The 20,526-nt window shown below is 62.9% G+C and carries 17 protein-coding genes; 12 read left to right on the forward strand and 5 right to left on the reverse strand.

What is annotated here, in order from left to right:
- Nucleotides 1–4 precede the first annotated feature (4 nt).
- The gene (locus CPI83_RS18765; protein ID WP_097387546.1) at nucleotides 5–1,321 is read left to right on the forward strand and encodes a VOC family protein; all 1,317 of its coding nucleotides are present in this window, start codon (nucleotides 5–7) and stop codon (nucleotides 1,319–1,321) included.
- Nucleotides 1,318–2,823: an aldehyde dehydrogenase family protein gene (locus tag CPI83_RS18770; protein WP_097387547.1), complete on the forward strand. Its 1,506-nt coding sequence runs from the start codon at nucleotides 1,318–1,320 to the stop codon at nucleotides 2,821–2,823. Before CPI83_RS18765 ends, CPI83_RS18770 begins: the two co-directional genes overlap by 4 nt.
- Here the strand turns inward: CPI83_RS18770 and CPI83_RS18775 are convergent.
- The 3 genes from CPI83_RS18775 to CPI83_RS18785 are packed head-to-tail and all read right to left on the reverse strand — an operon-like array spanning nucleotide 2,774 to nucleotide 5,977.
- Nucleotides 2,774–3,559 (reverse strand): alpha/beta fold hydrolase, encoded by a 786-nt coding sequence (locus CPI83_RS18775; protein ID WP_097387548.1) that lies wholly within the window; start codon nucleotides 3,557–3,559, stop codon nucleotides 2,774–2,776. The genes CPI83_RS18770 and CPI83_RS18775 overlap by 50 nt on opposite strands.
- Nucleotides 3,556–4,620: a 2-oxoglutarate and iron-dependent oxygenase domain-containing protein gene (locus CPI83_RS18780; protein ID WP_097387549.1), complete on the reverse strand. Its 1,065-nt coding sequence runs from the start codon at nucleotides 4,618–4,620 to the stop codon at nucleotides 3,556–3,558. Before CPI83_RS18780 ends, CPI83_RS18775 begins: the two co-directional genes overlap by 4 nt.
- Entirely contained in the window at nucleotides 4,601–5,977 is a 1,377-nt protein-coding gene (locus CPI83_RS18785; RefSeq protein WP_080909727.1) for a nucleobase:cation symporter-2 family protein, read from the reverse strand. The genes CPI83_RS18780 and CPI83_RS18785 overlap by 20 nt, the downstream gene beginning before the upstream one ends.
- 134 nt (nucleotides 5,978–6,111) lie before the next feature.
- On the opposite strand from CPI83_RS18785, the gene CPI83_RS18790 reads away from it, so the two are divergent.
- The 3 genes from CPI83_RS18790 to CPI83_RS18800 are packed head-to-tail and all read left to right on the forward strand — an operon-like array spanning nucleotide 6,112 to nucleotide 8,863.
- Nucleotides 6,112–6,675, forward strand: a complete 564-nt coding sequence (locus CPI83_RS18790; protein WP_003940980.1) for a cupin domain-containing protein — start codon at nucleotides 6,112–6,114, stop codon at nucleotides 6,673–6,675.
- 57 nt (nucleotides 6,676–6,732) lie between these two features.
- Nucleotides 6,733–7,737, forward strand: coding sequence for an acyl-CoA dehydrogenase family protein (locus CPI83_RS18795; RefSeq protein WP_060938856.1), 1,005 nt, complete (start codon nucleotides 6,733–6,735; stop codon nucleotides 7,735–7,737).
- A gap of 34 nt (nucleotides 7,738–7,771) precedes the next feature.
- Nucleotides 7,772–8,863 carry an N-formylglutamate amidohydrolase gene (locus CPI83_RS18800; protein WP_020907058.1) on the forward strand — a complete coding sequence of 364 codons (1,092 nt, stop codon included), beginning with the start codon at nucleotides 7,772–7,774 and terminating at the stop codon, nucleotides 8,861–8,863.
- Nucleotide 8,864: 1 nt separating this feature from the next.
- Here the strand turns inward: CPI83_RS18800 and CPI83_RS18805 are convergent, their stop codons facing one another.
- Nucleotides 8,865–10,196, reverse strand: coding sequence for an anaerobic C4-dicarboxylate transporter family protein (locus CPI83_RS18805; protein WP_097387550.1), 1,332 nt, complete (start codon nucleotides 10,194–10,196; stop codon nucleotides 8,865–8,867).
- A 106-nt stretch (nucleotides 10,197–10,302) separates the two neighbouring features.
- Between CPI83_RS18805 and CPI83_RS18810 the strand changes: the two genes are divergently transcribed.
- Nucleotides 10,303–14,850 carry an ATP-dependent helicase gene (locus CPI83_RS18810; protein WP_097388212.1) on the forward strand — a complete coding sequence of 1,516 codons (4,548 nt, stop codon included), beginning with the start codon at nucleotides 10,303–10,305 and terminating at the stop codon, nucleotides 14,848–14,850.
- A gap of 48 nt (nucleotides 14,851–14,898) precedes the next feature.
- The gene (locus CPI83_RS18815; RefSeq protein ID WP_069145875.1) at nucleotides 14,899–15,690 is read left to right on the forward strand and encodes a DNA-formamidopyrimidine glycosylase family protein; all 792 of its coding nucleotides are present in this window, start codon (nucleotides 14,899–14,901) and stop codon (nucleotides 15,688–15,690) included.
- Here the strand turns inward: CPI83_RS18815 and CPI83_RS18820 are convergent.
- Complete coding sequence (locus tag CPI83_RS18820) at nucleotides 15,677–16,246, reverse strand: TetR/AcrR family transcriptional regulator (protein WP_097387551.1); 570 nt, start codon at nucleotides 16,244–16,246, stop codon at nucleotides 15,677–15,679. The genes CPI83_RS18815 and CPI83_RS18820 overlap by 14 nt on opposite strands.
- An 87-nt stretch (nucleotides 16,247–16,333) precedes the next feature.
- Between CPI83_RS18820 and CPI83_RS18825 the strand changes: the two genes are divergently transcribed.
- The 5 genes from CPI83_RS18825 to CPI83_RS18845 all read left to right on the forward strand — a co-directional run bounded on the left by CPI83_RS18825 (nucleotide 16,334) and on the right by CPI83_RS18845 (nucleotide 20,511).
- Nucleotides 16,334–17,275, forward strand: a complete 942-nt coding sequence (locus CPI83_RS18825; protein ID WP_046378317.1) for an oxygenase MpaB family protein — start codon at nucleotides 16,334–16,336, stop codon at nucleotides 17,273–17,275.
- A gap of 17 nt (nucleotides 17,276–17,292) precedes the next feature.
- Nucleotides 17,293–17,829, forward strand: a complete 537-nt coding sequence (locus CPI83_RS18830) for a hypothetical protein (protein WP_019747719.1) — start codon at nucleotides 17,293–17,295, stop codon at nucleotides 17,827–17,829.
- A gap of 147 nt (nucleotides 17,830–17,976) precedes the next feature.
- Nucleotides 17,977–18,627 carry a hypothetical protein gene (locus CPI83_RS18835; protein WP_020969177.1) on the forward strand — a complete coding sequence of 217 codons (651 nt, stop codon included), beginning with the start codon at nucleotides 17,977–17,979 and terminating at the stop codon, nucleotides 18,625–18,627.
- Complete coding sequence (locus CPI83_RS18840) at nucleotides 18,617–19,540, forward strand: hypothetical protein (protein WP_097387552.1); 924 nt, start codon at nucleotides 18,617–18,619, stop codon at nucleotides 19,538–19,540. The genes CPI83_RS18835 and CPI83_RS18840 overlap by 11 nt, the downstream gene beginning before the upstream one ends.
- An 86-nt stretch (nucleotides 19,541–19,626) precedes the next feature.
- The gene (locus CPI83_RS18845) at nucleotides 19,627–20,511 is read left to right on the forward strand and encodes an aldo/keto reductase (RefSeq protein WP_029537905.1); all 885 of its coding nucleotides are present in this window, start codon (nucleotides 19,627–19,629) and stop codon (nucleotides 20,509–20,511) included.
- Nucleotides 20,512–20,526 lie beyond the last annotated feature (15 nt).

A 20,526-nucleotide genomic window follows, 5' to 3' on the forward strand; every position in this document is an offset into this window, starting at 1 on the left:
TCGTATGGTTGAAACCTGGGAGCTACGTGCACGGTTCGCAGCGGCCCTCGCCAAGATGTATGGGGACGAGGTCCCCGCTTACAACACCTTGGTAGATGTAACGATGCAGGTGAACCGTGATTTTGCCGCCGAGCATCCGCATTCGGCGGAGCGCCTGGGCAGCCTGGCGAGAGTCAGCGCCGAGCGTCACGGCGCCATCAGACTGGGGACTCTCGACGAACTACGTGACGTAGCCACCGTCTTCGGCGGATTCGGTATGTTTCCGGTCGGCTACTACGACCTCCGGCTCACCGACTCCCCCATTCCCGTTGTCTCGACGGCGTTTCGCCCCACCGACCCTGCCGAACTCGCCCGGAACCCGTTCCGTGTTTTCACTTCGGTACTGACCGGCTCCGATTCCAGGTTCTTCGACACCGACCTCGAGCGTCGGATCACCGGGTTCCTGCGTCGCCGCACCCTGTTCTCTCCAGAACTTCTGCAGTGGGCACGGCATGCGAACCGAGAGTGCGGCCTACCGGAGCCCGAGGCGACACAATTCGTCGAAGCGGCGACCTCGGCGTTTCGGCTCGGCACCGATCCCATCGACGCCGGTTGGTATCGCGAACTTGCCACGATCTCACCTGTCGCCGCAGACATCGCCGGCCAGGGCTCGACACATGTCAACCACCTCACCCCGCGAGTGCTCGACATCGACGAGTTGTACCGCCGAATGACCGAGCGCGGCATCATCATGATCGACCGCATCCAAGGCCCACCGAGATGGAATGGACCGCCACTGCTTCTGCGGCAGACGTCGTTTCGCGCACTGGCCGAAGACAGACGTTTTCGGCGGCCGGACGGATCGGTCACCACAGAACCTGTCCGCGTCAGATTCGGCGAGGTGGAGGCACGCGGAATCGCGTTGACCCCCAGCGGGCGTGCGATCTACGACCGACTGATCGCACGGCCCGAGAATGCCGAATGGGGCAGCGAATTTCCGCACACCGAGGACGGACTCGACGACGCGGGGTTGGCGTACTTCACGTACCGAAACGAAGGAACTGTTGTCGTCCGCGACCCGATCGTCTATGAGGACTTCCTACCGGCATCCGCGGCCGGGATCTTCGCGTCCAATCTCGATTCCGTGACCGGATTCGTTTCCGATGCGCCCGGCGCCGAATACGGGCAGGATCGATTGGAGGGCGCCATCGACCGCACCATCGAAGATCCGTTCGAGCTGTACCGCGCACAACAAGAGGCATCACGTGCCCTGCTTTCTCCCGCCAACAACCACTCCCGCCTACAAACACTTCCGCCTTCAAACACAGAGGACTCCCCGTGAACCTGCCTGATCCTTCGAGCCTCGCCGATCGCGCCGAGAGAGCCCTCGCTGCCTGCGGTGTCGAGTGGCCCGCCGGTGATCTGAGCGCGCACACGCCGATCACCGGCACAGAGCTGCGTACGGTCCGGCAGCACTCCGGCCGAGAGGTCGACGACGCCGTCGAGGCGGCTCATCGAGCGTTCCTCACCTGGCGCACCGTCCCCGCTCCGGCGCGCGGCGCGGTGGTGCGGCGGCTGGGCAGCCTACTTACCGAGCACAAGGAGGATCTCGCGGAGATCGTGACGCTGGAGGCAGGCAAGGTCACCTCGGAAGCTCTAGGCGAGGTACAGGAGATGATCGACATCTGTGAGTTCGCGGTCGGTCTCTCCAGGCAGCTCTACGGGCGCACCATGCCGTCCGAACGTCCCGGCCACCGGTTGTCGGAAACGTGGCACCCGCTCGGCGTTGTCGGGGTCATCTCTGCGTTCAACTTTCCGGTAGCGGTGTGGTCGTGGAATACCGCCATTGCTCTGGTCTGCGGCGACTCCGTCGTCTGGAAGCCTTCGGAAACCACTCCGTTGACCGCTCTGGCATGTCATGCGCTCCTGCGGCGTGCGCTCGCGGATTGTGAAGCACCGATCGACGTGCACCAGTTGGTCGTCGGCGGACGAGACGTCGGTGAGGCGCTGGTGGACAACCCACTCGTGGCCTTGGTCAGCGCCACGGGTTCCGTGCGGATGGGCCGCGCCGTGGCTCCGCGGGTCGCCGCGCGCTTCGGACGAAGTCTTCTGGAGTTGGGTGGGAACAACGCCGCGGTCGTCACGCCGTCGGCGGATCTCGAGCTTGCCGTGCGCGGAATTGTCTTCTCCGCCGCGGGAACTGCCGGGCAGCGCTGCACCTCACTGCGCCGACTCATCGTTCACGAGTCGATCGCCGACAAGGTCGTCGACCGCATTGCGTCCGCGTACGCGCAACTCCAGGTCGGTAGTCCCTTCGATTCCGGTGTTCTGGTCGGACCGCTGATCAACGAAGCCGCGTACGAGGCAATGCAGAAGTCCCTCTCGGCCGCGCGCGGCGACGGCGGAACCGTGGTGGGTGGCGGTGATCGCGTCGGCGAATCCGGGTTCTACGTGACACCTGCTCTCGTTCGCATGCCCGCACAGACCGAGGTGGTACGGGCGGAAACATTTGCACCCATCCTCTATGTCTTGACCTACACCGACTTCGACGACGCTATTGCGCTGCACAACGGTGTACCTCAAGGACTTTCATCCTCGATCTTCACACTCGATCAGCGAGAAGCAGAGCGCTTCCTCGCCGCCGACGGCTCCGATTGCGGCATCGCGAACGTGAACATCGGAACGTCCGGTGCGGAGATCGGCGGCGCATTCGGCGGCGAGAAGGAGACGGGCGGCGGACGCGAATCGGGTTCGGATTCATGGAAGGCCTACATGCGCCGAGCCACCAATACCGTCAACTACTCGGACCAGTTGCCGCTGGCTCAAGGCGTCGAGTTCGGCTGAACGCGTTCTGGGCAAAATCGGCGATCGCTTCGATCAACTCCGGGAGCCTCGACAACTGCGGGGCGTGGTCGGTGTCCAGGCTGACCACCTGGGCACCGGGAACAAGTTTCTGCATGGCACGCTGAGCTTCGATCGGCACGGTTCGATCGAGCGTGCATTCGACATACAAACGCGGGACGGTTCCGAATCGTTCTTCCGTCCAGACGGGTGCCATCAGGCGGGCCGACTCCAGTTGTGGAACGAGCATGCGCGCGGCGAAGATCGCATCAGCCACCGGCGCTTCGTGGAAGAACACAGCGGCACCGGCTTCGGGCGGAACGACCGTCGCATTCCCGTCGTCCACGGGGATCAACCAACGTGAGATCCCGACCGGACTTGCCAGACCGACTTCGATGCAGAGCATCCCGAAGTCCATCTGCGATGGAAGCATCATCCCCGCGACGTACACAAGACCCGCTACCCGCGACGGCAGTAACTCAGCCACCTGTGAGGCCACGATGCCTCCGCCGGAGTGACCGACGAGGGTGCACTGCCCGTCCAGGGACGCGACTACTGCCACAACATGTTCGGCAACTGCGTCGAGATCGATCACGTCGTCGGGGTTCCAACTTCCCGAGCCTGGAAGCTCCACCACAACGGGATTGAAGCCGGCCGATTTCAGTGGGCCACACACACGATCCCAGACCCAACCGCCGGCCCACGCTCCGTGGATGAGGACGATGTTCCGTGCACTCACTGCTTGATCTCGAGCTCTGCAGCCGAAAGTACCCGAGCCGCCTCTCGAACTGCGGCGGCGTTGGACTTTCCCTGCCTCGACCCGGCCAATTTGGCCTTGATGTGATCGCGAACGGTAATGGATTCGTACTCCAAGCCGGAGTCGTCCTGAAAACTCGGCAGAGTCGCAATCACCGCGTCGACGTTTCCGTCGTGGAAGAAGGCCGCCGATCGCCGACGCTTGATGGTGCCGTTCACCACCGGAGGCGCAACTCGGTGCAGCGTGGACATCCACCTGTCGTTGGTCAGTCGCGCGGTGAGATCCCCGAGATTGACCAGTAGCGCGCCGTCGACCGGCCAGACATCGTGCCAGCGTCGGTCGCTCCCGAGTACTTGCAAACCTTCGACCTGATCCGCCCACAGCACGGTGACCAGCCCGAAATCGGTATGTTCGCCCATACCCTTCAACTCACCGTCCAATGTCACCGTCCCTTCGGGTAATGCGTAGTTGTTCATCCGCAGTACGTCGATGGAATGGTCGGTGATCGACTCGAAGAATCCTGGGGTCAGACCGAGCGCATCTTCGAAAATAGTTGTCAGTGTGCGTGCCACCCGCTCGCCATGGGCGTAGTAATTCTCCACTCGTTCCGTGAAACCTGGCACTGCGGGCCACAGATTGATTCCGTAATCCTCCTCCGACAGTTCGAGTTCGGTGAATGATCTGGCTTCGGTTCCGACGTTGAAGGCCTCGAAGAAGTCATTCATCCGAGTCGCGGATTCGACGCCGAGGCTCAAGCTCAGCGACTCGCTCTTGGGCGGGCTGTACCCACGGTTCGCGCCCTCGATTCGGTAGCCCGACTTCGTCTCCATCGACAGCCCGAAGAAGTCGTCCATGGCTTCGGCGAGGCCGGAAGAAACATCGGCCGGAACACCGTGGCCCCGAATCTGGATGAAACCGACAGTCCGACAGGCATGGTCGACTTCGGCGGCCACTCGCGCCTTGTCCTGGTCGGCACCACCGAGTACGTAGGGCGAGATGTCGATGACGGGAACTTCGAAGGGATCAGACTGGGACGATGGCACTGGCGTCTCCTGCAGAGCTGGTAGCGGGTTCAGGAAGGCTCTCTCGCGATCGCCTCGCGAGTTCACCGAGTCGGGTGTGATTGAACAGCAGATTGAGTGAAAAGGCAGAGGCCGCAGCCAAGGTGATGCCGCTACCGAGGAGGATCTGAGCCGAGGAGGGGAATCGCTCGAACATCCCCTCCGCAAATTCCGGCAGAATACCGATTCCGACGGACACAGCAGCGATCGTGGTGTTGATCGGGTCACTGAGATCGACCTTGCGCAGTGTGTTGATTCCGACCACGGCGACAGTGGAGAACAAGATGATTCCGACGCCGCCGACCACCGGATCAGGCAGGGCTGCAACCACTTCACCCATTCGCGGGATGAGGCCGAGAACGATCAGAATGGCACCGCTGGTAGCGGTCACGTACCGGCTGTACACCCGGGTCGTGGCAACGGCGCCGACATTCTGCGAGAAAACGGTGTCGACAAAGGCATTGAAGATTCCGCCCAGAACTCCCGACATGCCGTCGGCCACCAGCCCGCGTGCGAGATCTGCTTTTTTCAAAGGCTTTCCGGTGATCTCGCTGACCGCCAGCATGCTCGCCGTCGATTCTGCGAAGACGACTGCCATGACGATACTCATCGCCACCACGGCGGTGACGGGAAACTCCGGAGCGCCGAAGTGGAACGGCATCGGGAAGCCCACCCAGGCCGAGCCGCCCACGCCACTCAGATCGATCAGACCCATCGGGATGGCGATCACGGTACCGATCACCAGTGCCATCAGTACACCGAGTTGCGTCCACATCCCGCGACCGAGGCAGATGAACGCCACCGCGACCACAACGACTGCGGCAGCCAGCGCCAGATTCTTCGGATCGGCGAACGACGGGGAGGTCGGGTCGTTTCCGACGATCAGTCCTCCCGCGACACCGATCAAAGAGATGCCGATGACTGTGAGGACGACGCCGGTGACCAGGGGTGGGAAGTATCGGACGATTTTGGCGAACGGAACGGCCAACGCTATGCCGACCACGCCACCGACCAGCATGGACCCGTACACGGCCTGCAGGCCGTACTCCTTGGCGATCAGAATCATCGGCGTCAGCCCGGCGAACGTCGCACCGCAGACGATCGGCAGGCGGACACCGGCAACCTTGCCGACGCCCAGGCTCTGAATGATCGTGATGATGCCTGCAACGAGCAAGTCCGCACTGATCAGCATCGCGACCGTGCTGCGGTCCAGCCCGACTGCGGCACCGAAAACCAGCGGAACCGTGATGCAACCGGTGTACATGATGAGGACGTGCTGAAGAGCAAAAGCAGACTGGCGGGCAATGGGGAGCCGCTGGTCGACTGGATGGATGGCCATGCGCCGATCTCCGTCCGAAGCTGGAAGTGTTTCGTGTACGGGACTATTCAGCACGTCGATAATTTCTTACCGTGGTCGAATTTGTTTCGTCTGTGTAATCAAAACTTTCACCAGAGCACTGCTATCTTCGGCACATGGACGACGACCAGAGAGCGATAGCGACCGCAATCGGGGCAGCCGTGCGGACAGCGAGAAAAGAAGCCGGTTTGACGTTGCGTGAGGTTGCCGTGAAGTCAGGGTTGTCGCAGCCATTCCTGAGCCAAACCGAAAACGGGCACGCAGTACCCAGCGTCATGAACCTTCACCGCCTCGCGCAATCGCTCGGCACCACGGCGCACTCACTCTTGGCACAGGGCGAGCGAACTCCGTCCAGCCTCGTCCGCGCCGGCGAGGGGCGAACCTTCGAACTGGCACACGATTCGGTGATCCGATTCTGCTCGACCGGCTCACGGACCATGGAACCCAACGAGATCACGGCAGCACCTCACTCCGAGGCAGGTGAGCACACCGAACATGCCGGCGAAGAATTCATTCACGTTCTCGAAGGATCTGTCGAGGTCGAGGTCGGGCTGGACGAGCACCACGTTCTTCATGTCGGCGATACCCTCCTCTACACCTCGACCATCCCGCATCGGTGGTTCAATCGCACCGCTGCAGTTGCGAGATTCCTCATCGTGAGTTCACCGCCGTCCTTCTAGATACGCCACCGCTGCAGTTCCACACCACAACCCCGGCTCGCGGCTTACCCTGACAGCGTGACCAAGTGGCCGGAACTTGCGCGTGAGATCGCCGATACCGTTCTGTTTCCCGTCGCCGACAGCGTCGACGCCGACGGAGAAATCCCCAGCAGCCATTTCGACGCGCTCGCCGCCGACGGCTTCTACGGCATCGCCGCCCTCGGTGACGGTGGCCCCAGCAGCGAAGAACTGGTCGAGGTCCTCGAAACCTTGTGCGGCGGTTGCCTCGCGACGACGTTCACCTGGATGCAGCATCACGGCGTCGTCGGGGCCCTGGCAGCGAGTACCAATACGTCTCTGCGCGAACAATACTGGGACGGTCTGGTTTCCGGCACGATTCGCGGTGGGGTTGCCTATGCCGGCGCCATCCCCCGCCCACCGCTCCTGTGGGCCAAGCGGGTGAACGACGGCTACGTCCTCGACGGGATCGCACCCTTCGTCACCGGTTGGGGCATCGTCGATGTTCTCTTGGTGTCGGCGCGCGACGAGTTCGACAATTCCATCGTTCATTCCGTCGTACCGGTGGGCGAGGCCCCGGGTCTGACGATCGAGGAGCTTCCACTGATCGCGGCGCGCGGGAGCAACACCGTCCGAATCGTGTTCGACGCTTTCGAAATTCCCGATACCGACGTCTGTGCTGTCGTCAGCGACGAACAGTTCCAGAGCACCCAACTCCCCGGCTTGTGGCTCAACGGCGCGATGGCCATGGGCATCACCCGCCGCGCCGTGACCGAACTCGCGGATCTGGGAGTCGACGCCGACGCGTTCGAAGAACAAGCCGCCCGGGCGCGCGCCGATCTCGATGCAGCACTGCGCGGCGGCGGCGACATGTCGGCCGCACGCGCCCGCGCATCGGAACTTGCGATACGAGCATCGGCCGCGCTCGTCACCGCGACCGGAAGCCGCGCCCTCGTCGGCAGCAACACCCCCGAGCGGCTCATGCGAGAAGCCACCTTCACTCTTGTCGCGGCTGGTCGACCGGAGATCAAGACAGCTCTCGTGGAACGACTCAGCGGATACTGAGTCTGCACGGTTGCACTCGATTACGCTGGGGCTCATGACCAGTGGAGAACCAGTACTCATCCCGGCCGGAACCGTGTTCACGCCGGAGGACCTGACGTTCTATGCCGATCGCGACTCCCGCAGTCTCGACGACGCCATCGCCGAAGCCGACCTTCTTGTCAGTTGCCCACACTCGGGTTCCGCGATTCCAGCAGAACTCTCACGTTTTCTCGCACCCGAGTTCACACAGCGGCTGCAATTCGACTTCACCGACATGTCCACCAGTCCCATCGTGCGCCGTTGGGCCGAAATAGATTCGCGCATCGTGTACGTGGAGAATCCGCACCCTCGCATGATTCGCGATCCCAACCGTGCGAAGCCCGAAAACCTGGAAGCGTCACTGCGCGAAGCCTTCGCCCGCGTCCACAAGGCCGGTGCAGGCAACAAAGCAGACCTCACCGGCGTCGACGCAGTTCGCCCTGTCACGTTCTCGTTCTACCCCCTGTTGCTCGAGCCGACCGACGACGCGGGCTGGAAGAACCTCGCCGAGACCTTCACCGAGACAGCCGAACACGGTTTGGGTGTCTACGAAAGAACTCGCGACGCACTGATCGAAGGCATGGTGGAGAAGAGCTTCGAACTCGGTCGATCGTTCACGACGTTGTCGTTCCACGACACGATGAACCACACCACCCGGCGGGACGGCGCCGTCAATGTCGAACGGCCGGAAGCAGATCGACTCCCCGACGTCGTCGCACTCTCCAATCGTGGCGACCACCACGGCAATCGACGCGGCGACAATCCCGTGACGATGGATCCGGAGCTCATTCGCACACTTGCGGTCTCACATCGCAAGGGATTTCAGGTCGACGATCCAGATGCCGTCGCTCTCAATCAGCCGTACCTCGGCAGTTTCGAAATCATCCGAGCCGGAGCCAGATTCGCCGAATTGAGCGCCCGCGCCGCCGAAGCCGGGATCACGTTGAGTGCGGTTCAGGCCGAATTCAAACGAGAATTCCTACTGGGGAACGAACTGGCCGCATACATCATGAAACCCGGCCTCGACTGGCCTACACCCGACGCCGAACGGGTGGACCAGCTCGCCCACGCGTGCAAGGCGAGCTGGGACCACTACCGCAACAGCTGACTCAGCCGAGCACCACTCCGAACACCGCGCCGGCCGCAATCGTCGTGACGGCCAAGATGATGGTCGGCAGGAAGAACGAGTGGTCGACGAGCCTGGAGCCGAGCTTCGTGCTGCCCGAGAGGTCGAAGTTCGCAGCTGCGATCTGCGAACCGTTTGTCGGCAACAGATAGACACCGGCAAACGCTCCGGCCCACATGCCGCTCACCAGGCCGGGTGCAATCCCGGCAGCGAGACCGATCGGCACGATGGTCCTCGTCGCGGTCGACTGGCTGGTCGTCAGGACACAGACCAGGAAGACACCGAGCGCGAAGATCCATGGCGCGGCGTTGACCCAGTCGCCGACGGTGCTCGTGATCAGCTCCGAATGTGCGCTGATGAACGTGTCCGTCAGCCATGCCAGACCGAACAGCGCGATGGCCGAGACCATGCCGGCACGGAACACCGTCGACGAGGGCACGTCGGCAACGTTCGGGCGGCACACCAGCAGGATCAACGTACCCACGACGAACATCAGCATTTCGATGATCGGTGTCATCCCCATCGGGGAACCGTCGGCGGCTTCGGGGCGAATTCCCTTGAACAGGCCGAAGATCACGATGGCCAGAACGCCGGCCAGGAAGATCAGTGCCGCGTTTCGTCCGGTCTTCGTCGAGACGAGTTCGGTCTTGGACGCTGCACCAGGTCCGGCCAATTCGCCCGACTTCATCTTCGCCTGTATGTCCGGGTCGTCGTCGAGATCCTTACCGAGCCTGTTGACCGCGATGGAGGAGAGGACGATGCCGACGACAGCGGCCGGGAAGGTGATCTTGATGATGTCGATGAGTTCGAAATCGTAAGGCGGCACGTCGGTCAGCGTGACCATCGCCGCCATCGCCGCGGACACCGGACTACACGCCAGCGCCACACCGGTCGAGACAACCGACAGCGACAGCGGCCGTGACGGCCGCACACCGTTCTTGTACGAGACGTCGTAGATGACGGGGAGCAGCGGGTAGAGGATGTTGGACGTACCGGCACCGACCGAGAACAGGAATGACACCAACGGCGCGATCAGCGTGATCTGTTTCGGGCGAGATTCGATCAACTTGGCCGCGATGGTGACCATCCAGTCGATACCACCGGCCGCCTGCATCATCGACGACGCGAGGACAACGGACAGGACGATGAGGAGAGCGTCGACCGGCGGACTGCCGACGTCCTCTCCGAAGACGAACACGAGGATGGCAACACCTGCGCCGCCCCACAGACCGAGAGCGACACCGCTCGATCTGGTACCCATGACAATCGCCCCGAGCACTACCGCCAGCTCGAGGACAATCTTGACTGCTTCCATCAGGCACTCGCCTTCTCGATGACAAGAGAATCGCTATAACAGGGCAAATAGTATGCTCTGCACTTCGGCTGCGGGCACGAACACGCTGTCGGTGGGAAGGGGCAATATGGTGGTCGTGACCAACGTCCTCAGTAGGTTCTCGCCCGCCACACGCGAGTGGTTCGGCGGCGCTTTCAGCGCTCCGACTGCTGCGCAGCTCGGTGCCTGGGAATCCATCGCGAGTGGCTCTCACACACTTGTCGTCGCACCCACCGGCTCCGGCAAGACATTGTCGGCGTTCCTGTGGGCCCTCGATCAACTCGCCGCGAAGGACGAAGGCGAACGCGCCACCAAAGTCCTCTACATTTCGCCACTCAAAGCGCTGGGCGTGGACGTCGAACGGAACCTTCGCGCGCCGCTGGTCGGCATCACACAAACTGCGAAACGTCTGGGCCTCACCCCGCCAGAGATCACCGTCGGTGTCCGTTCCGGCGATACGTCCCAGGCCGATCGGCGCTCGTTGATCAAGCGTCCTCCGGACATCCTGATCACGACGCCGGAGTCGTTGTTCCTCATGCTCACCTCCGCTGCCCGGGAAACACTGGTCGGCGTCGACACCGTGATCGTCGACGAGGTTCACGCGGTGGCGGGTACCAAGCGCGGCTCGCACCTTGCGCTCTCTCTGGAACGTCTGGACGGCTTGCTCGAGCGTCCGGCGCAACGCATCGGATTGTCGGCCACTGTCCGTCCCCACGAGGAGATCGGGCGGTTCCTCGCCGGTTCGGCACCGATCCGAATCGTGGCACCGCCTGCCGCCAAGACCTTCGATCTCACGGTCCGTGTCCCCGTCGAGGACATGACCGAATTGGGTATCGCGACGCCCGCCGACGGTTCCGAATCCCCCACCCTGCAAGCCGGTTCGATCTGGCCCCACGTCGAGGAACAGATCGTCGACCTCGTGCTCGATCACCGATCGTCCATCGTGTTCGCCAACTCTCGGCGCCTCGCCGAACGATTGACAGCCAGGCTCAACGAGATTCATGCAGAACGCATCGGTCTGGCCGTCGAGAAAACACCTCGCCCGCCCGCGCAGATCGGAGCTCCCACCGAGGTCAACTACGGCGCAGAACCCCTCCTTGCTCGCGCCCACCACGGATCGGTCAGCAAAGACCAGCGAGCCCTCATCGAAGACGATCTCAAATCGGGTCGATTGCGATGCGTCGTCGCCACCAGCAGTCTCGAACTCGGAATCGACATGGGCGCCGTCGACTTGGTCATCCAGGTGGAGGCGCCGCCCTCGGTTGCCAGCGGCCTGCAACGTGTCGGTCGCGCCGGCCACCAGGTCGGCGAGATCTCACGAGGCGTCGTCTTCCCCAAACATCGCACCGACCTGATTCACTGCGCGGTGACCGTCGAGCGTATGGTCGAAGGCAAGATCGAGGCGATGGCCGTTCCCGCCAATCCCCTCGACATCCTTGCCCAGCAAACTGTTGCGGCCACTGCACTCGAGCCGATCGACGTCGACGACTGGTTCGAGACGGTGCGCCGAAGCGGTTCCTTTGCAACGCTTCCCCGTTCGGCCTACGAGTCGACTCTGGATCTGCTCGCCGGGCGGTACCCCTCGGACGAGTTCGCCGAATTACGTCCGCGCCTGGTCTGGGATCGCGAGTCCAACACTCTGACGGGCCGCCCCGGTTCGCAGCGCTTGGCAGTCACTTCCGGCGGCGCCATCCCCGACCGCGGCCTCTTCACGGTCTACATGGTCGGTGAGAAAGCATCAAGAGTCGGCGAACTCGACGAAGAAATGGTCTACGAATCCCGGGTAGGCGACGTCTTTGCGCTCGGCGCCACCAGTTGGCGGATCGAGGAGATCACCTTCGATCGGGTTCTGGTCAGCCCCGCCTACGGCATGCCCGGTCGTTTGCCCTTCTGGCATGGCGACGGACTCGGTCGTCCTGCCGAACTCGGACAGGCGTTGGGACAATTCGTTCGAGAGACCGCGCTGGGTAACGAAGCCGACGTCGTCGAGCGTTGTCGCGTGGGCGGGCTCGATCACAACGCCACAACCAATCTGATCCAACTCGTCGGTGAGCAGAAGAATGCCACCGGGCAGGTCCCGTCGGATCGAACGCTGGTTGTCGAGCGCTTCCGCGACGAACTCGGCGATTGGCGTCTGGTGCTGCATTCCCCGTACGGCCAACGGGTACACGCACCGTGGGCCCTCGCCATCGGGGCCCGCTTGCAGGAACGATACGGCGTCGATTCCAGTCCGACGGCCTCCGACGACGGCATCATCATCCGTCTCCCCGACACCGAGAACGAACCTCCCGGCGCCGAACTGTTCACCTTCGACGTCGAGGACATCGAAGATCTGGTCACCCAGGAGGTGGGTGGCTCGGCATTGTTCGCCTCCCGATTCCGCGAATGTGCAGCCCGCGCACTGCTTCTCCCACGCCGCAATCCCGGCAAGCGTGCCCCACTGTGGCAGCAACGTCAGCGGTCGGCGCAACTGCTGGACGTCGCTCGCAAGTTCCCGACATTCCCGATCCTGCTCGAGACCGTGCGTGAGTGCTTGCAGGACGTCTACGACCTGCCGGCACTGAAGGAATTGTTCGGCAAGATCGAACGGCGCCAGATTCGAATAGTCGAAGTGGAGACGCCCTCGCCTTCACCGTTCGCAAGTGCGCTCCTGTTCAACTACGTGGGCGCGTTCATGTACGAGGGCGACAGCCCCCTGGCCGAGCGACGCGCCGCCGCACTGTCGTTGGACTCCACGCTGTTGGCCGAACTCCTCGGCCGCGTCGAACTGCGCGAGCTGCTCGACGCCGGAGTGATCGAGCAGGCAGAACGTGAACTGCAACGGCTCGCTCCGGACCGCAAGGCCAAGGACCTCGAGGGCGTCGCCGACCTCCTCCGCATGCTCGGCCCGCTGACCACCGAAGAAGTCACCGAACGCTGTCTCGAAGATCCGGTCTCGTGGCTCGACAAGTTGGTCGCAGACAAACGTGCCCTCCACGTCTCCTATGCGGGCGAGAGTTGGTGGACCGTCGTCGAAGATGCAGCGCGCCTTCGCGATGGACTCGGCGTTCCCCTACCCATCGGGGTTCCGGCCGCGTTCATCGAGCCGGTCGATCAGCCACTCGACGACCTCCTGAGCCGATACGCACGCACCCACGGACCATTCACTCTCACGGATGCGGCTGCACGCTTCGGTATCGGAGTATCCGTCGCGCGTGACGTTCTCGGTCGGCTCGCGCTCGAAAAGCGTGTTCTCGAAGGAGAATTCCGACCGTCTGCAACTGGGAGCGAATGGTGCGACGCCGAAGTCCTGCGCCGCTTGCGGCGTCGCTCGCTCGCCGCGGCACGGCAGGAGGTCGAGCCGGTCAGTACCGCAACGCTCGGACGTTTCCTTCCCGGTTGGCAGCATGTGGGCGGCACGCTGCGCGGAATCGACGGTGTTGCAACGGTAGTCGATCAACTTGCGGGCGTACCGATTCCGGCGTCCGCCCTCGAATCGTTGATCCTGCCGAGCCGAGTCGCCGACTACTCCCCCGCGATGTTGGACGAACTCACCTCGACGGGCGAAGTCCTGTGGTCCGGATCCGGAGCAATCTCCGGCAAAGACGGGTGGGTAGTGCTGCACCCCGCCGACCTGGCACCGATCACGCTCAATTCGCCCGCCGACACCGACGTCTCGGAGTTGCAGAAACGCATCCTCGACCTGCTGTCCGGCGGCGGTGCCTACTTCTTCCGCCAGTTGGTCGACGCGTTGCAAACTACGGAGTCGGCTGCGGACACGGTCGACAGTGCGGTGACGACGGCACTGTGGGAGTTGGTGTGGCTCGGACACATCGGTAACGACACCGTGGCACCGCTGCGCGCACTTCTCTCGGACACCACCAGAACCACCACAAGTCACCGATCGCCTCGACGTGTTCCTCGTGCCCGTCCGTACCGCGGAATGGCGCGCGCTTCCACCCCGGCGCGCACGGGACCGGCAACCGCCTCCGGTCGGTGGTTCCAGCTGCCAGGTATCGAACCTGACCCCACTATCCGGGCGCACGCCACGGCTGATCTGCTGCTCGAACGGTACGGCGTAGTCACCCGCGGTTCTGTGATGAGCGAGAACGTGCCGGGCGGTTTCGCGTTGATCTACAAGGTACTGAGCACGTTCGAGGACAACGGGCGCGCTCGACGCGGATACTTCGTGGACACCCTGGGCGGCGCTCAATTCTCGACGCCTCCCGTGGTCGACCGCTTGCGCACGTTCGGTGATTCCATCGAGGGGCGCCACACCTCCTCGGCTGCAGTCACTCTCGCGGCGTGCGACCCGGCCAATCCATACGGCGCAGCACTGCCGTGGCCGGCGTCGGGGGGCGAAGAGTCACCCGGACACCGGCCCGGGCGTAAGGCGGGAGCACTGGTGGTTCTGGTGGAGGGCGAGTTGGTTCTGTTCGTCGAGCGAGGCGGTCGCACCATCCTGACATTCACCGACGACGGCGGAACTTTGCGCCTGGCAGCGCTGTCGCTTGCCCAGAAGGTGACTTCTCGCGCTGTCGACAAATTGGTAGTGGAGAAGGTCGACGGAGAGACCATCCACGGCAACGATTTTGCTCCCGTCCTGGTCGAAGCCGGCTTCGCCGCCACTCCTCGCGGATTCCGGTTGAGGTCATGAGGATTGAGGTCATGATGGTTGCGATCGTGAAGTGCTGGAGCGGCGACCATGCCTGAGGGCGATACCGTGTGGCGGGCCGCCAACGATCTGCGCGCAGCCCTGGCCGAGAAGGTACTCACCACTTGCGATGTCCGCGTTCCTCGCTATGCCACCGTGGATCTGTCGGGTCATCGTGTGGATTCCGTCGCCAGCCGCGGAAAGCATCTGCTGATCCGCGTGGGCGAAGCGTCCATTCACACGCATCTGAAGATGGAGGGTCAGTGGCAGATTTATCGCCCCGGCGAGCGCTGGCGCAGACCCGCCCACCAAGCGCGCATAATCTTGGCCACCGAAGACTCTGTAGCAGTGGGCTTTTCACTGGGAATCACCGAGATCCTCGAACTGGGGCAGGAACAGGAGGCCGTCGGGCACCTCGGACCAGACCTGCTCGGGACCGATTGGGACAGTTCCGTGGCCGTCGAGAATCTTCGCGCTGCAGACTCCGTACCGATCGGAATCGCGCTCCTGGATCAGCGCGTGATGGCCGGACTGGGCAACGTGTACCGCAACGAGATCTGCTTCCTACGAGGCATTCACCCGAAGACGCCGACACACCGCGCCGGGAACCTCGACGCGATTGTGGATCTGTCATTCCGCACCATCAACGTCAACAAGTCGCGTCGCATCCGGGTCACCACCGGCGACACCCGCCCAGGTAGGCAAACGTGGGTGTACGGCAGACGCGGAAAACCTTGCCGCCGATGTGGAACCCGCATCAGAGAAGACACCCTCGGACCGGATCAGCTCACCGAGCGAAATATCTTCTTCTGCCCCGCGTGCCAGCCGTTCACGCCTGGTTAGCGTTGATCAGCAGCCGGACGCAATGGCGCACAAATCGCTCGCGCTCGACGACGATCGAGCCGTCCAGATAACCGATGAACAGTGTGAACAACGCCCCGACCAGCCCGACTGCCACCAGCTGCTTGTCCACCGGATCAGCAATCTCGGACAACTGGTCGTACACCAGGTCCACGAACGCCGGCATCGATTCGATACCGCGTCCGCTCAGCACCGGCTCCGAGAGCGGAGCGATCAGAAGCACTCGCCCCATTGCCGGGTCGTCGACCATCAGCTTGACGAAAGCGTCGACCGCAGCGGTGGCGACTGCCTCGGATGTCGTCTCGGACTCCACTGCCGTCGCGAGCGCCGACTGCGCGCGCTCGGCGACAAACGTGTGGACCGCGACAACGTACTGATCGCGATCGGTGAAGCTCTCGTAGAAGTACCGCTCGGTCAGACCAGCGGCCTTGCAGACCGCTCGCACGTTGACGGCCGGACCGTCGACCGCACCGAGCAGTGTCACTCCGACGTCGAACAACGTCGCCTTTCGAGTGGCCCTGCGTTCTTCGATGCCCACAACTTCCCCACTTCGCCGACACTTGTTCTTCAATGCACCCGGTATTCGATCCTTGACTACCGCTGTTGTCGATCCTAATCTGACAACATGCGTAGTCAACTTGGCGACAGCAGCACCCCGGTTCCCCTCGGTCCGGATTCCCTGACCTGGAAGTATTTCGGCGACTGGCGCGGGATGCTCCAAGGTGTCTGGGCAGGTTCGATGCAAAACATGCACCCTGGTCTCGGCGCCGGGGTCGAGGAGCACTCGCAGTTCTTCGACGAGCGCTGGGAACGGCTGTACCGCTCGCTGTATCCCATTGCCGGCGTGGTCTTCGACGGCGATCGCGCGCAGCAGACAGCCGAAGAAGTCCGTGGCTATCACACACGGATCAAGGGCATCGACAAGCTGGGACGCCGGTACCACGCCCTTGATCCCGACACCTTCTACTGGGCGCACGCGACATTCTTCATGGGCACCATCGTCACCGCCGAGAACTTCTCCGGTGGCCTGACCGAGGCCCAGAAACGACAACTCTTCACCGAGCACATTCAGTGGTACCGCCTGTACGGGATGAGCATGCGCCCAGTTCCCGAAACCTGGGAGGCGTTTCAGGAGTATTGGGACCACATGTGCCGCAACGTACTCGAAGACAACAAAGCGACCCGCGACGTCTTGGATTTGTCGGGGCTGGGAAAGCCCCCGTACATGACGTGGCTACCCAATCCGTTGTGGCGGCTCACGCGGATTCCCCTCGCCCGCGGATTCGTGTGGCTGACAGTGGGCATGTACGACCAACCGGTTCGCGACCTTCTCGGCTACTCGTGGACCAGTCGCGATCAGAAAATTCACAACGCTGTCGGCCGCACCGTCAACGCCGTCTTCCGCCTGGTGCCGTGGCGATACCGGTATCAACCGCGCGCTCGCGCGGGATGGGACCGAGCCAGCGGCAGAATTCCCGCCGGGGCTCCACTGGTCCACACGCCGGCCCGCAATCTACCGCCGCTCGAGCAGCGAGATAATCCGATGCACTACAGCCCGAGGGTCTGATCTGCCATGCTCTGAGCATGGAGTGGGACCTGCGAACACTGCTGAACCGGCCGATCACGTCTCACGGTGCGCCGCTGGGACAAGAACGTGTGGCGGCGAGAACCACCGCGTACATCTACGGCAACATTCTTGTCCTCGCCGCACTCGTCCCGGTGACAAAATCTCAGGAATCACTGGGTGCCGCGATTGTGGTCGGCACGGCATTGTCGACGTACATCGCCCACACATTTGCCGAGAGCGTCGGCGAGAGCATTCGCAACGACCGCCGTCTCACCACCGCGGAGAGAATCGACTCGCTGCGCGATTCTGTCCCGATCCTCACCTCCGCGGTTGTGCCTGTCGCCATTCTCGCGACGGCGTGGTTCAACTTCCTGGAACCACGGACGGCGCAGTTGATCGCGGAAATCGTCTTGATCCTGCGCATCGGATCCACCAGTTACGTGATCAGCCGTCTTCACGGCGAGAAAGTCAGCACGAACACACATCTGGCAGCCTTCGGCCTCGCTGCCGTCGCCACCCTCATAGTCGGCTTGAAGATAGTGCTCACTCATTGACGAGCCACAAGTGCAAAAGAAGTCAGACCGGTCGTATATAACTAAGACGGGCAATTCGCAGAAACCTAACAATCGGTAATTTCGATGTGCGGTGATCGACGACTAACTCGGCCCACTTCTATCAAGTAGGCAGAGGAGCAGCCCGAAATGACAACACCACAGCCGCCGTATCCCTGGAACAACGACCCCAACCACACGACGCCTCTCCCTCCGCCCCCTCCTCCGCCGCCGGGCATCACACCCGGTCAGGCGCCGTACTCGGGACATCAGCCTGCTTACACCCCGCCCCGGCCCCCATACGGTCAAGGCACTGGATATTCGCCGATGCCTCCCCGCCCGCCGAAATCGTATGCATGGCTGTGGGTCTTACTGGGAGTTGTCACAGTCGCACTCGTCGCCGTCGTGGTCTACGTATGGGTTCTCCCTCTTGTCTTGAACGACAATTCCGACGAGAACTCCGCACGCACGGAAACCGTGGTGATCACCTCACCCGCGGCCGCGCCGCAAAACGGCGTCGTCACACCCGCGCCCAACGAGTCGGTCCCTGCAAGCGCAGCGCGTTGTGGATCGGTGTTCTCGAACAACGAATTCACAACGTCCGCCGTCGGCACCAGCGTGACGTCTTGTGAGTTCGCCGAAGAAGTGCGCTACCAGTACGTGAGCCAGGGCCGACGCGGCGGCCCGGTCTCCATCAGCGCGGTCAGTCCGGTCACGGGAACTCGGTACTCGATGAACTGCGCCGGCAACAAAGTCGTCACGTGTACCGGCGGAAACAACGCGGTGGTCTATGTCTATTGAGCAGTGCGTCGAGGCTCGTAGCGGGACGCGCCGACGACTCCTGGCGGTTGCACTCGCCACTGCTTCTGCAGCAGCCCTCGCGGGCTGCACGATTCCGACGCGAGACGAGTCGTCGGAGAAGGTCGAGACGATCACCGAGATCGTCGTCGTTCCACCGGAGCCGACAGAGACTCCTGCCGCCCCGGGCAACGGTGTCGGCCCGCTCGCCGGATTCGAGGCCCTGGGCAACACCCTCGGCGGCGCCGTGGGTATCGCACTCGTGCCCGTCGGCGGCGGTCAGTCACTCGTTGCCGGCGAGTGGCAGAACGGAGTCGCCTGGTCCACCATCAAAGTCCCACTGTCCATCGCAGCCCTCCACGAAACCGACAACACACAACTCACCACGGTCGAGCAGGCGATCACCACCTCCGACAACGAGTCAGCCGAAGAACTGTGGCGAGGCCTCGGCGATCCGACCACTGCCGCAGCGAAGGTCGAGTCAGTCCTCGTGGCCTCCGGCGATATGTCCACCACCGTGGAATCACGCACGCTACGACCAGAATTCAGCTCGTTCGGTCAAACACAATGGCCACTTGCCGTCCAAGCGCAATTCGCCGCCACTCTGCCATGCCGGAGCGACGCCATCGAAGTCTTCGGGCTCATGGGCAGCATCAGCCCCGACCAACATTGGGGCCTGGGAGTGATCCCAACCGCTCGATTCAAGGGTGGGTGGGGGCCGGACGACGACGGCGGCTATCTGGTCCGCCAATTCGGGATCATCAGCAGCGGCACCGGACAACTCGCTGTCGCCATCGCAGCCAAGCCGGACTCGGGCACTTTCGCCGACGGTACTGCGATGCTCAGCGACATCGGCCGCTGGGTAGGCGAACGAGCGCAGGCTTTACCCATCGGCGGCACCTGCCAACCGAGCTGAAGTACTGCCGGTTGAGGGAGGTACTGCCGTTACCCGGCTGAGCAGTCACTCCCACCGAACCAGTGGCCGCCGCTACCGTGGACGACATGAGCATCCCGAGCCTGAAACTGAACAACGGCGTCGACATCCCCGCGCTGGGCTTCGGCGTCTACCAGACCCCGCCGGACGAAACTGTCGCCGCAGTCGAGTCCGCGCTTTCGGTGGGTTATCGCCATATCGATACGGCTGCGGCCTACGGCAACGAGAAGGGTGTCGGCGAGGCGATCCGGCGATCCGGTCTCGATCGCGGTGAGATCTTCGTCGAAACGAAAGTCTGGATCACCGACTACGGATACGACGAGACCTTGCACGCCTTCGACAAGAGCGCAGGCAAACTCGGAGTCGAGCAACTTGACCTCCTCATCCTTCACCAGGCGTTGCCGAGCGAGTTCGAGCGCACCATCGACGCATACAAGGCCCTGGAAACACTTCTCGCAGACGGCAAGGTTCGTGCCATCGGAGTCAGTAACTTCATGCCGGATCACCTCACCCGACTATTGGACGCAACGTCCGTAGTGCCGGCGGTCAACCAGATCGAGGTCCATCCATACTTCAGGCAGTCGACCTTGCTCGAGGCCGACGCCGATCACGGCATTCTGTCTCAGGCATGGTCACCGATCGGCGGAATCACGTTCTATCGCGACGGCTCTCACGGCTCAACCCTCGAGGACGCCACCATCGGTGCTATCGCTTCCTCTCACGGCAAGTCTCCCGCACAGGTGATGCTCCGCTGGCACCTCCAGCAGGGCCGCCAGGTGATCCCCAAGTCGGTGACTCCCTCACGCATTGCGGAGAACTTCGACGTGTTCGACTTCGAACTCACCGCCGAAGAACTCTCCGCAATCGACGCACTCGACACCGGAGTTCGCGGTGGTCCCGAACCCGAGGTCATCACTCGCGAGAAGTTCGGAATCGAGATCCCCGAAGCGTGAAAAACCCAGCAGCTC

This window comes from Rhodococcus sp. H-CA8f (assembly GCF_002501585.1).
Classification (GTDB): Bacteria; Actinomycetota; Actinomycetes; order Mycobacteriales; family Mycobacteriaceae; genus Rhodococcus_F; species Rhodococcus_F erythropolis.

What these genes read in the sequence shown, in the direction of transcription:
- CPI83_RS18825 (WP_046378317.1), top strand. Translation starts at nt 16,334, where the DNA reads ATGCGTAGTCAACTTGGCGACAGCAGCACCCCGGTTCCCCTCGGTCCG.
- CPI83_RS18835 (WP_020969177.1), top strand. Translation starts at nt 17,977, where the DNA reads ATGACAACACCACAGCCGCCGTATCCCTGGAACAACGACCCCAACCAC.
- CPI83_RS18805 (WP_097387550.1), bottom strand. Translation starts at nt 10,196, where the DNA reads ATGGAAGCAGTCAAGATTGTCCTCGAGCTGGCGGTAGTGCTCGGGGCG.
- CPI83_RS18800 (WP_020907058.1), top strand. Translation starts at nt 7,772, where the DNA reads ATGACCAGTGGAGAACCAGTACTCATCCCGGCCGGAACCGTGTTCACG.
- CPI83_RS18830 (WP_019747719.1), top strand. Translation starts at nt 17,293, where the DNA reads ATGGAGTGGGACCTGCGAACACTGCTGAACCGGCCGATCACGTCTCAC.
- CPI83_RS18785 (WP_080909727.1), bottom strand. Translation starts at nt 5,977, where the DNA reads ATGGCCATCCATCCAGTCGACCAGCGGCTCCCCATTGCCCGCCAGTCT.
- CPI83_RS18790 (WP_003940980.1), top strand. Translation starts at nt 6,112, where the DNA reads ATGGACGACGACCAGAGAGCGATAGCGACCGCAATCGGGGCAGCCGTG.
- CPI83_RS18840 (WP_097387552.1), top strand. Translation starts at nt 18,617, where the DNA reads ATGTCTATTGAGCAGTGCGTCGAGGCTCGTAGCGGGACGCGCCGACGA.
- CPI83_RS18810 (WP_097388212.1), top strand. Translation starts at nt 10,303, where the DNA reads ATGGTGGTCGTGACCAACGTCCTCAGTAGGTTCTCGCCCGCCACACGC.
- CPI83_RS18845 (WP_029537905.1), top strand. Translation starts at nt 19,627, where the DNA reads ATGAGCATCCCGAGCCTGAAACTGAACAACGGCGTCGACATCCCCGCG.
- CPI83_RS18765 (WP_097387546.1), top strand. Translation starts at nt 5, where the DNA reads ATGGTTGAAACCTGGGAGCTACGTGCACGGTTCGCAGCGGCCCTCGCC.
- CPI83_RS18815 (WP_069145875.1), top strand. Translation starts at nt 14,899, where the DNA reads ATGCCTGAGGGCGATACCGTGTGGCGGGCCGCCAACGATCTGCGCGCA.